Source organism: Microcoleus sp. D3_18a_C4, assembly GCF_036702415.1.
Classification (GTDB): domain Bacteria; phylum Cyanobacteriota; class Cyanobacteriia; order Cyanobacteriales; family Microcoleaceae; genus Microcoleus.
In genome coordinates this window covers 2,120-16,192 of record NZ_JAUBTI010000132.1, presented here as the reverse complement: position 1 = coordinate 16,192, position 14,073 = coordinate 2,120, and the positions used below count along the sequence as shown (strand labels likewise).

General features: G+C 45.9%; 9 protein-coding genes and 1 pseudogene. All 10 read right to left on the bottom strand.

What is annotated here, in order from left to right; translation table 11 throughout:
• Positions 1-165: 165 nt before the first annotated feature.
• Positions 166-4,869: a PAS domain S-box protein gene (locus tag QUB16_RS30325; protein WP_333321877.1), complete on the bottom strand. Its 4,704-nt coding sequence runs from the start codon at positions 4,867-4,869 to the stop codon at positions 166-168.
• Between the two features lie 641 nt (positions 4,870-5,510).
• Entirely contained in the window at positions 5,511-7,535 is a 2,025-nt protein-coding gene (locus tag QUB16_RS30320) for an ABC transporter ATP-binding protein (RefSeq protein ID WP_333321876.1), read from the bottom strand.
• A gap of 226 nt (positions 7,536-7,761) precedes the next feature.
• Positions 7,762-8,274, bottom strand: a complete 513-nt coding sequence (locus tag QUB16_RS30315; RefSeq protein WP_333321875.1) for a hypothetical protein — start codon at positions 8,272-8,274, stop codon at positions 7,762-7,764.
• A gap of 331 nt (positions 8,275-8,605) precedes the next feature.
• Positions 8,606-8,809, bottom strand: coding sequence for a hypothetical protein (locus QUB16_RS30310; protein WP_333321873.1), 204 nt, complete (start codon positions 8,807-8,809; stop codon positions 8,606-8,608).
• A 162-nt stretch (positions 8,810-8,971) separates the two neighbouring features.
• Positions 8,972-9,202, bottom strand: a pseudogene (locus QUB16_RS30305) (DUF3574 domain-containing protein); the annotation flags it as partial.
• A gap of 12 nt (positions 9,203-9,214) precedes the next feature.
• The gene (locus QUB16_RS30300; RefSeq protein WP_333321872.1) at positions 9,215-9,409 is read right to left on the bottom strand and encodes a hypothetical protein; all 195 of its coding nucleotides are present in this window, start codon (positions 9,407-9,409) and stop codon (positions 9,215-9,217) included.
• Between the two features lie 706 nt (positions 9,410-10,115).
• On the bottom strand, positions 10,116-10,463 hold the full coding sequence (locus tag QUB16_RS30295; protein ID WP_333321871.1) for a hypothetical protein: 348 nt from the start codon (positions 10,461-10,463) through the stop codon (positions 10,116-10,118).
• A gap of 333 nt (positions 10,464-10,796) precedes the next feature.
• Positions 10,797-11,879 carry an ABC transporter ATP-binding protein gene (locus tag QUB16_RS30290; protein WP_333321869.1) on the bottom strand — a complete coding sequence of 361 codons (1,083 nt, stop codon included), beginning with the start codon at positions 11,877-11,879 and terminating at the stop codon, positions 10,797-10,799.
• A gap of 139 nt (positions 11,880-12,018) precedes the next feature.
• Complete coding sequence (locus tag QUB16_RS30285; RefSeq protein ID WP_333321868.1) at positions 12,019-12,882, bottom strand: carbohydrate ABC transporter permease; 864 nt, start codon at positions 12,880-12,882, stop codon at positions 12,019-12,021.
• 71 nt (positions 12,883-12,953) lie between these two features.
• Complete coding sequence (locus QUB16_RS30280; protein ID WP_333321879.1) at positions 12,954-13,862, bottom strand: sugar ABC transporter permease; 909 nt, start codon at positions 13,860-13,862, stop codon at positions 12,954-12,956.
• Between the last annotated feature and the right edge of the window lie 211 nt (positions 13,863-14,073).

The window sequence follows — 14,073 nt, the reverse complement described above, 5'->3', positions numbered from 1 at the left end:
CGTATTGTACAATACGCGAGCGGGGACGCTCGCACTACAATAAAAAAAATGCTTTTTACAAAACTGAGATGCTCCCTTATCCCTGGGGTCAATCTAAAATCTAAAATTTAAAATCTAAAATCTAAAATCGATTGAGGCACCTTACTAATTTTGCCGAAAAACAATTTAATTTTCTGTGCTTTTAATCGGAATCTTGAGCGTAAATTCAGTTCCTTTCCCTACAGCAGAAATACAATTGATTTCACCTTTATGTTTTTCGACAATAATTGAATGGGAAATCGCTAAACCCATCCCCGTCCCCGAACCTATTGGTTTTGTAGTATAGAAAGGGTCAAATATCCGCTGCTTGACTTGAGCGGTCATCCCTGCACCGTTATCAGCAATTCTAATCACAGCGAGAGTACCTTCTACCTCTGTACGAATGCGGATAATTCCCGGATTTTCGAGCGGTGGTTGTAAAACGTCAATAGCGTTAGCAATAATATTCATAAACACCTGATTCAACAGTCCGGCGTAGCACTCCACCAGTGGCAATTGCCCGTATTCTTTAACGAGTTGAATTGCTGGGCGATCCGGCTGAACTTTCAGACGGTGTTCTAAAATCATCAATGTGCTGTCGATGCCTTCGTGAATGTTAACCTTTTTCATGTCAGATTCATCGAGGCGAGAGAAATTCCGCAAACTCCGCACGATATCCCGGATGCGAGTAGCTCCCACCTGCATAGAAGACAGCATTTTAGGCAAGTCCTCTAGCACAAAATCCAGTTCTAAAACTTCTATTTCCTCCTGAATCGCTGGAGAAGGTTCCGGGTATTCATCTCGATACATTTGCACCAGTTTCATCAAGTTTCTGGCGTATTCTTCTGTGTAGGTAAGATTGCCGAAGATAAAGCTAACCGGGTTATTGATTTCGTGGGCAATTCCTGCTACCATCTGACCGAGACTCGACATTTTTTCTGCCTGCACGAGCTGGGTTTGAGCAAGCTTAAGTTCGCACAGAGTTACTTCGAGTTTGGCTGCTTGTTCTTGCGCTATCCGGGCTGAATCGACGCTTTGAGTGTAGAGTTCCGCTTGACTGATGGCGATCGACAATTGATCGCAAATTGCCGATAGCAACTCCACTTCGTCTTTTGTCCACCTGTGGATCTCGCGGCAAGAAGTGCAGCCAACAACTCCAGTTAAACCCCCTGCACTCTTAACCGGCAAATCCAAGACAGACTTGTAACCCACCTGCAAAAAGAATTCCCTTTCTACTGGATCGCTGAAAGTTGTAACATCATCTATTTGATAGATTTCCAAATTAGCTATCTTTTGCGCCAGCGTCCCCGTTACCTCAGCAGGGTAATAACCCAAAAGCGAGAGCAAGTCATCATTTTTAGCTTCGTGGATGATATCCCAAGCGGGCGTCTCGGCCTCGGGCGTATACCACATAAACAGACAGCGATCGAGTTGCAGCAAGTCGCGAATTTGCCGCACAGTTGTTGCCAAGATAGTATCTAAATCTAGAGAAGCGCGGATTTGACTGCCTAGCTGGTTGAGCAATTTTTGCTGCATTGCTGCTGCTTTTGATTCGGCGGCGGCGAGGCGAGATTTTTCGTAAAGTTCGGCTTGATTAATGGCGATCGCCAATTGAGTTCCTACTGCCATTAACAGTTCCACTTCTTCGTCTCTCCACAGCCGCACCCCGCTGCAAGCACCGCAGAGGATCGCGCCAATTTGACCCGACTGTGTTTGAAGGGGAATGTCCAGCAGAGAATTGAGCCCTACAGACATTAAAAATTCCCGTTCGGCTGGATCTGTTAATGCCTCAACATCGTCGATCTGAATTATTTCCAAATTGGCAATCCGCTCACCCATAGAAGCAGTTGGCTCGACAGGATATAAACCCAAACGCGAGGGCCAATCGGCATTCTTTGCCTCGTATCTCACATTCCAAACCGGCGGCGAAGCGTCGGGTAAATACCAGATAAACTGACAGCGATCGAGTTGCAGCAAGTCGCGAATTTGCTGCACGGTTGTTGCTAAAATAGTATCTAAATCCAGAGATTCGCGGATATTGCTAGCTAGCTGGTTCAGCAGCGCTTCCTGCTCCGCTAATTTGCGGAATCTCGCTTCCGACTTTTGCAACTGTCTTTGAGCTTCTTTTTGTTTGGTAACGTCCAAACCCAAACCGATTAAGCCGATCGCGTTACCACAATCATCTTTGACCTTAGTTTTAATTGTGTCAAACTGGTGATATTCACCATCAGTAAGCTCTATAATTTCTTCCGTATAACATGGAATATCTTGGCTCCACGCTTGCGCGTCAGATGCCATGCAGTTAGCAGATTGTTCTAAGCCCAAAACTTCGGAATAGTGAGAGGCTGCTAAAAATCTTGATTCAGGTATAGCCACATCTTCGCAGAAAGTTTTGTTAACTAATAACATCCGCCCGCTAGCATTTGCCATCCATACCCAGATCGGAGCGTTGTCAATAATTGCCCTCAAAGTTTGCTTTTGTGTGGCGAGAGCAACTTCTGTTTGTTTGCGCTTAATTCCAAGGGCGATCGCATCGGCACTTGACGCCAAAGCAATCAGCGTTGATTCGTTCAACTCCTGGCGAGCAAACATCGCCATAACTCCCAGCAACTGATTGTCAACAATTAGCGGATATCCAGCAAAAGCCACCATTCCTTCACGCGCCGCCCATTCTTTGTCCTTGATGTGAGGATCTTCTGGGAGAGAATTAGTGATGTGAGGTTGTCGCTCCAGGGCGATTAAACCAATCTTGAACTCACCGACAGCAATGCGGCTGTGAGCGCCGTCAATGCGAGTATACATCCCCGCGCTTGCTTGCAGTTCCAATACATTTCCCTCTTGATTCAGCGTCCAAATCCGAGCAAAGGCAACATCCAAATGGCGCACAACTGCATCGGCGCAATATTGCAAAGTTGCAAGCAAAGTCTGGTTTTGAGTTAGACCAATTCCCACATCTGCTGTGAATAAAGAAAGTTTTAATTGTTCTGCTAAAGCTTGTTCTGCTATTTTGCGCTCTGTAATGTCCGTAGCAGCACCGAGACGCTGCTTAATTTTTCCCTCCTCTGTTCTGCTAAACACAATTTCCCGGCTGACTAGCCAGCGCCAACAGCCATTTTTGTCGCGCACCCGGTATTCGTACTCACCAACTTCGCCGTCGGGAGCAGTTTCCAATGGCTGCAAATATTCTGGAAATTTAGCTAAATCATCAGGGTGGATAATGGTCGGCAACAGACTGCTGCCCATTTTTTGAACTTCTTCGACGGTATAGCCCAGCGCGACAGTGATTTCGCGGTTGTTGTACACATTTCGCTGCTCGATCTCGTCGTAGAGATAGAGAATATTCGGAGTAGCATTGGCAATTTGTTCGATAAAACGCTGGCTTTCTTGCAGCGCTGCTTCTGCTTTTTTGCGATCGCTAATATCGCGAGCAACTCCCACTACACCCGTGATGTTTCCAGCTCGATCGCGCAAAGGACTTTTGGTAGCAAGAACTGTCAGGATGTTGCCCTCGCTGTCTTTTACTACTTCCTCGATCGTTTCCTCAATACCTGATTGCCAGATCCGGCGGTCATTTTCCACCAGCATCTGTGCAATCTCCGGCGGAAATAATTCTGCATCCTTTTTGCCAATAATTTCTGATTTTGGCAAGCCAATAATTCCCGCCGCCGTAGAATTGAGCAATAGGTAGCGGCTCTGAGTATCTTTGACAAAAATGCTGTCGCCTGTACTTTCGATTACATTTTCAAACAGGATGTTGCTCTCTATTAGCGCTGCTTCTATTTCTTTGCGATCGCTGATGTCGCGAGATACGCCAACTACGCCGATAATATTTCCTTCGGCGTCTTTCCAAGGGCATTTTGTTGTTAGTAGCGTCCGATTTTCGCCATTTTTTGGTACAATTTCTTCATAATTTAAATATTCTCCCGCTGTCACGAGCCTGCGGTCGGCTTCGATAATTTGCTGGGCTATTTCTGGGGGAAAGAAATTTGTATCGTCCTTGCCGATCATTGCCTCCACTGATGTTGAGAGCCAGTCAGCAGCAACGGAGTTAGCGATCGCGTAGCGACCTTGAATGTCCTTGACAAAAATGACATCCGGCGTACTTTCAATCACCGATCGCAAAATAGAATTGCTTTGCTGGAGGGACTGTTGGGCGAGTTTGGGATCGGTAATTTCGCGGCCGATACCATACATCAATTCTTCCTCGCAGAAAGGGGTAGCAGTCCAGGCTATCCACTTGTAAGACCCGTTTCGACAGCGCCAGCGGTTTTCAAACCCAACGGTATTATTCCCCGCAGCAATACTTTCAGCTTGTTTTAGAGTAGCTTCGCGATCGTCGGGATGCACGAATTCAATGAAGAGTTGGCCAACCATTTCGGCTTCGGAATAGCCGAGGATTTTTTCTGCTGCTGGGTTGATGCGTTTGAAATAACCGTCAAAACCAATGACGCACAGCATATCTGGCGAGAGGCTAAAAAAGCGATCGCCCCCGTTGGGTTCGCTGGATGGGCGATCGCTTCCGGCGAGGGCGCAAGAGGTGTTTGAGTGCGCCGATACCGCCAAAAAGACAATATTTGCTATTCCCAAAAATCCCAGGGCGAGTGGGCTATCGTAGAAATTATCACCGTTGCCAGCTACGAGCCACCCATTTAAGACAAGCAGTACAATTATCAAAATTGAGAATACACTGCCAGGGGCGATCGTCCCTACGCTAATTTTTTTTTCATACTCCTTGCTGCCTTCTGCCTTTTCTATTCTGGTGACTGCTGCGGTAATTTTTGTCCACAACAGGTGCAGTAAGTTCGAGAATTTAGTGCTTTTTGATTCTTCGATACGAACAGAAGATTTCATTTTTTTACTTTTGATCCCGTTTTACCTGTGGTGAGCCAAAATTACAATAAAGCTGTTTAAATATTGTAAAACTTTCCTAGCTGTCGAAATCTAGCCTTTTAAAATTTGCGTAAATCTACGCAACCTCACGAGATAATTAAGTGTATTTACGGAATTAGGGAGCAATCTCTTTTTAGCTGGGGTGGGCATTTTCTACTTTTTCCGACTCATAGAGAGAGTTTATCTATAATACTACGCTACTTATTGTTCTTAGTCATTGGACATTTAGCCTAATCTAGCTAATCCTGGACGCAGAACCTAATTATGTAGGGTTCTGCTGAAGCAGCTTACCGCGTTATAGTAGCGTGTTATACCACTTTTATCGTCCAGGAATGACCGGGTTTGATGTAGGAAAATACTGCGTGGAGCGCGCTGGCTGTGGGTTGAACAACCCGGAATATTAGTCAAGTTCAAGCAGGTTGAATTTGACAATAAATTATGAAGTTACAATAAAGATAAACTGCGGATTTCTGAAGATAAAATGACAAAAATATTGGTAGCATTTTTTCGTTGCACTCCTATTTTCGCGCGTAAGGGCTAATTAGTAATTGGTAATTGTTAACGGGCAATAGGTAATTGATACGAGTTTAAAACACTAGATATCAATTTTGTTGTGATTCATCAGCAGGCGATGGGGGCCAAGGCGCCACAGCACCCAAAGCAGATTTGCGGCCTAATTGCTGTTGCCGAATTCGCTCCAAATTCCCCGCAGGAATAGAAGCTATGAGTTGCCGCGTGTAAGCTTGCTGCGGTTGGCGGTAAATGCGCTCGGCAGTGCCAATTTCTTCGATTTTACCTTTGTTCATGACGATCGCGCGATCGCTCATAAACTTGACCACGCTCAAATCGTGAGAAATAAAAATATAAGTCAGTCCAAACTCTGTTTGCAACTCCTTCAGCAAATTTAAAACTTGCGCCTGCACCGACACATCTAATGCCGAAACCGACTCATCGCAAATAATAAACTTAGGATTCAAAGCCAAAGCTCTAGCAATACAAATTCGCTGCCGCTGTCCGCCCGAAAACTCGTGAGGGTAGCGCCGCATAAAATCGGGATTTAAACCCACTCTCTCCAACAAATAAGCCGCGCGCTCGCGCTGTTCTTTGTGGTTCTTACCAAAGCGGTGAATCACCATCGGTTCCATCACCGCATCCCCAACATTTAGGCGCGGATCGAGAGAACTAAAAGGGTCTTGAAAAATAATTTGCAGATCGCGCCGCAGCCACCGCAATTTGCGATCGTACTCTTTTTTCATCCGATAATTAGCCATCCACTGCGATGCCGAACTACTTTTCGCAGGAGGCGTAATTTCTTGACCTTCAAAAAACACTTGACCGCTGGCGATCGGAATTAATTGCAGCAAAGCTCTCGCCAAAGTTGATTTGCCGCAGCCAGACTCACCCACCAAACCCAAAGTCTCGCCAGGGTAAACCTCAAAAGAAATATCGTTTACCGCCATAAATAAGCGTTTAGTTTCGCCAAACATTCCCTGCACCGGAAAACCGACTCGCAAGTTATCAACAGCTAGCAAAGGCTCGGAAATATTCGGCAGCCGAGGCGGTTTTCCGGTGGCAAAAGCGGGATTTCCCCCGCTGTTGTCGCCGTCTAAATCGGCATTTTTCTCGACAATTACTAATTCGCCGCTAGCATTTGTGGTGACATCCATAAAATCGGAAACTGTCGGCAAGCGGCGCCTTTGCCGATCGAGAGTTGGGCGGCAAGCTAACAGACCTTTTGTGTAAGGATGTTGGGGATTGCTGAAAATTTGTTCGATCGCACCGCACTCAACAATCTTGCCCCGGTACATCACCGCCACCGTATCGCCAATTTCAGCAATGACGCCCAAATCGTGGGTAATAAAAATCATTGCCATGCCTCTAGAGTCGCGCAACTCCCGCAGCAAAGCTAAGATTGTTGCCTGCACGGTTACGTCCAAAGCCGTGGTAGGTTCATCAGCAATTAATAAAGTTGGATTGCAAGAAATGGCCATTGCAATCATCACGCGCTGGATTTGACCGCCTGAGAGTTCGTGGGGGTAGCGATCGAGCATAGCTTGTTTTTGGCCGTTGACGAGCTGCATCAAATCGCGATCGTCCTCCCGAACCGCTTCTTGTCGCAAAGCCAAACACCTCTGCCTGAGCTCATCGTCGCCCGGTAGCAGCTTCACCTCTTGCAGCAGAGAAGCAGCTTGGCGCCGCGCTTCTGTCTGCGACACCTGTTGGTGCAAACAAATGGCTTCTGTGAGTTGAAATCCGATCGTATAAACGGGATTTAGCGAACTCATCGGCTCTTGAAAAATCGTCGCAATCTGGCTGCCCCGGTATGTTTGTTTTTCCCTGTCCGGCATTTCCAGCAGATTAAGGGGCCCATTGCTAGCGCCGTCTTTTGTCGAATAAAACCAAATTTCGCCATCGATTTTCGTTGAGGAACTCGAAAGCAAACCCATCACAGCCAGGGATGTTACCGATTTTCCCGACCCCGACTCTCCCACGATGCCCAGAGTTTGCCCTCGCTTGACCTCAAAGGAAATGCCGTCAACCGCTTTGACGGTTGCAGACGCATCGCCTGCGTCCGCAGATTGAAATTGAACCCGCAGGTTGCGAACTTCTAGGACGGTTTCACTCATGGAAGTCTATGGCAAAAATTAAAGGGAGATTAAGTGGATTGTAGCAGGGCCTGTTGAAGGCAGAAGGCAGTGGGAAAATTTTAAGGTTGCTTTGCATAACAGATGGCGAAAGCTAACATTCCTCGCAACGCTTCACTGTGCATGAGTTTTGAATTTTAAATTGTTTATAACTTAAAACTCAAAACTCAGAACTACTGGAGTGCCTTCTGCCTGTGAGTAATTTTCCTTAAAAACCGATGACTTGAGTGTCAGCAGGCAGTGCAGTGGCCTCGGAGACCTTTTTAAACACGGTTGCCTGCTCGTTTAAGGAATTAGGCCTCGCCTGTCCGGGATTGGTGCCTTGCAACTGAAGGCGCATTTGACCTTCGGAAGTCAATTCAAAAACAGTCTGAACGGTTTCTGTGCTGCTGAGGCCGACATCAATGTGCATCGGTTTTTCACCGAGATTAACTTTGTACCTCATTTCTTTGGCGCGGGCGGCTCCATCGGGGCCTTTCGCCATGAGAAACAATTTGCCTTCTGGGGCAAAGACGAAGGTGAAAGACTGACCGGAGGCGACTGTGCCTTGCCATTGGCCTAGGAGTTGCTGGTCGATGGTGCTAGCGGCCGGGGCTGCTGTTTCTTGGGCAATTATTGGTGCTGCTGCGGATGCGGGGCCGTGTGAAGCGGTGAAGCTGGCGAGGATGCCGAAGCAAAGGCCACCTGCGATCGCTTTGCCAATCATTTTTGAATTAGACATGAGACCGATCTAAAAATTGGTTATTTGTTTTGTACACTGTAGCGGTAAAACCGTACTTTGTTTAGTTTAAATCCCTTTTAAGGATAGATATAGGTTGCGGTTCCCACCTGCAACGCAGTTGTCATCCCCAAACTAAAGCTTTTCCTGAGCTTGTTGAAGGGTCACGGGGCTTTCAGTTTTTTTTTATTGTAAAATCCAATACAAATTCGGCTTAAGCTGCACAGTTCGCTGTTCTGAGTAGATTGTTCTTAACTCAAAACAGCTAATTGACTATTGCGTTCGATCGCACTCCCAGATAGTTTGGCAAATCGATCGCATTAATAGCCTTTCATTAATTTTTTTCAGTATCGGGTTCGACTTGTTCTGTCGGAGATTCCGGCGCGGGTTCCTGTGGATTTCGCGATCGTTTCATTCGCTCCAATGCCTCGGCGTAAGACCAAGCCACGTTCACAAGAAAAGCTTTCGCCATGCCGGACAAATTTTGTGCATCCTCGGTTTCAGGCGCTTCAGCTTTTTGGTTGCCGTCGTTCATCATGTTTTTGTTTTCTCCCGGGCAGGTTTTTCTAACGATTTTTTGCAGTGTGCGATCGATACCCAAAAATTATGATTTTGCTTGCACCCGCACCCTACTTATCTTTGAGGGTATGACCTTGATTACCACAAATAATATCATAAATACGCTGATTCGATGACCCAATCAGAAAGAAACCTTAACTTCGCTGGTTGCCCGCAGCACTGACTCTTGCTGGAAAGTGCGCTTGTAAGTTTCGATAATTTCATGAATAGCTTGATTTTTTTCAGGACTACTTTCATAAATTAAAATAACTATTTTAGAGTTTTCTCTAATCAGAATTCCCGATTTGTTGAGAAACTGCCCGGAGCCGTCTAATACGGTTAGCCCTTCCCGAAAGCGAGGGGTAATAACCGCCTTGACAAACTCCTACCATTCGGATTCAGAAATTGTCTCGTCTCCCGGTTTGGTTAAGCCAAAAAACAGTTCATTTTTGAGGAGATTTGTTTGCTTGGCATTAGTCTCCGAAGTTTCGGGAAGTTGAGCGCCGGCAATTGTCGCAGGACAAACAGGCAGGAGGAACAGCAGGCAGGTAAAGCAAAGACTGTTAAGATGTTTATTCATCAGGAATTACGCGGAAATTCTATATGGTGGGCTGTTGTTTCTAGCGTGCCCTTGAAATGCTGATTGAGAATAAGCTGTTGGGCATCTAAATTGTATTTTTTGGGCGGGCGAGACGCCCAACCCCTACTCCCCACAAGACTTTTCTTAAATTTGACTCTACAATTTAAATGCACTTCAGCTTACTGCAATATCTCAGTTTTAACCACCGAGTCTGATCAACGGGTTTTTAACGCAAATTTGATTTAATTTAACATAAAAGACTTCCAACTCAAAAACCCAGTTTCACCTGAGAAACTGGGTTTTTGAGCATCTGTTCTAGTTTATTTATGCTCGCCTACTTGATTGCGTCTGTCGTATTAAGCTGCTACGCATCTAAATTGAATACAGAGACGGGCAGGATGCCCGTCCCACAATAATTGTAGAAAAATTGACTGTCAAATTAGATGCACAGCAGCTTCAGTAGCTCAACCTATTTAAACGTCAAACTTTTCAGGTGTGGAGAAACCCGGAAGGGCGAGCACTCTTGCCTACGCCCCCAAAGCAATCAGGTTTCTCAGTGTTATATTAGACCTCTTGCAAAAATAATTAGGACGGGCAAGATGCCCATCCCACAAGAAAAAATAACTCTTGTGGGACGGGCATCTTGCCCGTCCCATCAATTGATGAAAGGATTTTTGCAAGAGGTCTATTTTTTTAGTTGGAGCTACTAATCCTTTAATTCGCGGATACTTCTCTTAGCAGTGTCTTGGTACATCTCCCCGAATTCTTTCACGGCTGCTCCTGCCTCTTGCCCAATCTTCTGAACTCGTTCGCCCGGAGAGTCTGATGTTTCGCGAGCTTCTTGCCTCCATTCCCGTGTTGTTTGGGGTCTTTCAGGATTGTTTAGATCGGCCTTTGAGCTGGCTTGCGCGCCAAAACCTTTGTTACTGCTTCCCGAATCAACATTTGTTGTTAGCAGCAGAAAACCGACTAGGACAACACTCAAAAAACTCTTGAGTTGAAAGCCCTTAAGCAGGGAACTGATGCGAGCAATGGCTGTGGAAATCAAATTCATCTCAGTAATACTCCCGAAGTAGATTGGTGATAATTTTGAACATTTTTTCATCTAATTGACTGGCTCCAAGATGAGCAGCTAAGGCGAGGTCTAGCCAACTTAGCTTTTACTTGCGATTAACCACCTAAATAGAGTTATAGGTTAGCGATAAAATCTGGTAAACACGCCACCTATTTGTCAGTCAATTAGCTTTTTCACACATGAATATCACCTTAACAGCCGCCAAAGAGTTCTACCTCTAACTAAAGTCATAACTTAGTTATAAGCAAAAAAAATATTTTTCAGCACAGGGTTAGACAATTTTTAATCAATGATGCTATGCAGGGCAAATTCTTATTGCAAGCGATCGCCCGTTTTCACGTCAAACCAGTGCAGCAACTGAGACGGAAAAACCAGCTCTACAATTTCGGAATTCCAGTGGCGGTCATTTGGCAGCAAAGCCCGCACCGTTACTGACTCCACACCTTTAACTCGGACGCTAACTAAATTTTGCATCCCCAAGTTTTCCACTAAAAAAACCTCACCTTTAATTGCCTCTGGGGCCGACATCTTGCCGGCCTCTGCATCTGCAAAGCCGACGTGTTCCGGGCGAATTCCCAACACAATTTCTGGCGGCACAGTCGGCATATTTGGGAGTGGAACTCCAAAATCCCCCAACTTAGCAAAATTGCCCTGGCATTTAAGCACGAGCAAATTCATTTGCGGGCTGCCCACAAAACCGGCTACAAACTGATTGGCAGGACGGGTATAAATTAAGTGTGGCGGGTCTAGTTGCTGCACGTTGCCGCTGTTGAGAACTGCGACTTTTGTTGAAAGCGTCATTGCTTCGGTTTGGTCGTGAGTGACGTAAACTACAGGAGCTTTTTGAGAGGAAAACAATTGTTTGAGTTCGGCCCTAACTTTTTCCCGCAATAATGCGTCGAGATTGCTCAAAGGTTCGTCGAGCAAAAATACTTCCGGTTGGCGCACTAATGCGCGGCCGAGGGCGACTCGCTGCCGCTGTCCGCCTGATAGTTTTCCGGGTTTGCGATCGATTAATTCCGTCAATCCGAGGGATGTCGCAACTTCCGTCACTAACCGATTGATTTCGCTGGAGGAGATTTTGCGAAGTTTGAGGCTCGATGCCATATTCTCGTATACTGTCATGTGCGGATACAGCGCGTAACTTTGAAAAACCATTGCAATATCGCGATCGCCCGGTCTGAGATAAGTGACATTGCGATCGCCAATTCTAATCTCGCCTCTAGTCGGCTGTTCCAACCCTGCAATTAACCGCAGCGTCGTAGATTTGCCACACCCAGACGGCCCCAGCAAAGTCAGAAATTCCCCTTCGCTGACATCCAAACTAATGTCTTTTACGGGAACTACTTTAGGGCTGTAGGTTTTATTGAGGTTTTTTAGTTGCAATTTTGCCATGATTTTTAATGGGTAATTGGAAATTGGTAAGAACAGCACGACACGGATAAACACGGATACACGGATTAATCTTCTGTTGCTTGTTTGACTACTGACTACTCTCCAATCTAAAATCTAAAATCTAAAATCTAAAATCGATTTATCCTTTTACCGCCCCCGCAGTTAAACCCTGAACTATGCGCCGCTGGAACACCAAAACCAGCAAAACCAAGGGCAAAGTTCCCAAAACGGTAGCTGCGGCGATCGGCCCGTAAGGAATCTCAAAGACTGACACCCCGCTGAGTTGAGCAGTTGCGACGGGAATAGTTTTCAGAGATTCGCGAGTCATAAATGTCAGTGCAAATATAAACTCGTTCCAAGCTGAAATAAATGTTAAAATTCCCGTTGTGACTAACGCGGGAAATGTCATCGGTAGCACGATTTGCCACAGCATTTGAAAAGTGTTGTATCCGTCAACTTTAGCGGCATCTTCCAAATCTTTGGGCAACTGTTGAAAGAAACTCCGCATCACCAAAATTGTCAGTGGCAAATTGATCGCAGTGTAAGGAATAATTAATGCTAAATAATTATTGCCTAAATCCAAAGCTTTGACAATTTCCAGCAGTCCCAAAAATAGCAGCACCGCCGGAAACAGGGTTACAATCGTCACAGTTGCCAGGATGATTTTCTCGCTCCACAGGCGCAACCGGGCTAAAGCGTAAGCTGCGGGAGCGCCTACTGCTAAACACAGCAATGTTGAAGTAATGGAAACAAAAGCGCTATTTAAAATGTAAAGTGCAAACGGGCGGCGCTGGAAGAGGGACAGGTAATGCTCGAAAGTAATTCGTTTGGGAATGTAGACGTTGGGAATCGCCGAAATATCCGCATTTACTTTGAAAGAAGTTAGCACTTGCCAGATAATAGGTGCAAGGAAATATGCGACGATTAAGAGCGCTGAGATTGGCAAGATTAATTGCCGGATGTTAAAGGTTTTTTTGGTAGGTTGTTCGCGGGCGATCGACATAATTTATACCAATGAGATAAAAGTGCAACTGTTGGTTATCTAAAATCCAAAATCCAAAATCTAAAATCGTCTTAGTTTCCTCCTGCTGCATTGGCGCGGGCTCTCGATAACAGGTAAGCGGCGATCGCAACTGCTGCCACTAACAGCAAAAAAGTACACACCACCAAAGCCGCCCCGTACCCAAAGTCTAAATACCTCATTACCGTGCTGTAAATGTAGATAGAAACCGTCTCCGTTGCCCCCGCCGGCCCCCCTCCCGTCATCACCTGAATCAAGTCAAAAATGCCGAAAGCTTGGGCAAATCGAAACAGCACAGCAATCACAATTTGCGGCATCAGCAGGGGCACCGTAACTTGACGGAAACTCTGCCAGCTACTCGCGCCGTCAATCGCGTGGGCTTCGTACAAATCACCGGGAATTGATTGCAATCCGGCTAGCAAAAGCAAGCTGACAAAGGGCGTAGTTTTCCACACATCTGCTGTAATTACTGCCATCATTGCCAAAGTCGGATCTCCCAGCCAGCTAATGCTATTTTGAATCAATCCCAATCGCCTCAAAATGTCGTTAATTACGCCGTATTGGTCGTTAAAAATCCACGCCCAAGCTACTCCCATCAATGCAGTGGGCAGCGCCCAAGGTAGCAAGGAGATTGTGCGAACAATGCCGCGCCCTGCGAAGGATTGATTTAAGACTAAGGCAATGCCCATACCGAGAATTAATTCCAGCACAACAGAGGCGACAGTAAATACTGTGGTGTTGCCTAAAGTTTGCCAGAAACGCCCGTCGCCTAACATTCGACTGTAGTTAGCAAAACCAGAAAAAACCAGTTTTAATTCTGTACCGAGGTTTTGGGTGAATAAACTCAGCCAAAAAGCGCGCAATATTGGGTAAGCAAATACTAGCATCAGAATTATCAAAGCTGGTGCTACTAATATCCATCCGGTTTTTTGTTCGCGCTGTCGCATCTTGTCTAATTGCATATTTCTCACCTTTAATTTATTTTGGGGCGGGCTAGAAGCCCAACCCCTACTCCCCACAAAAAATTCACTCTTTGTGGAACAGGCATCTTGCCTGTTTCTAACTCTTTGTGGAACAGGCATCTTGCCTGTTTCTAACTCTTTGTGGAACAGGCATCTTGCCTGTTTCTAACTCTTTGTGGAACAGGCATCTTGCCTGTTTCTAACTCTTTGT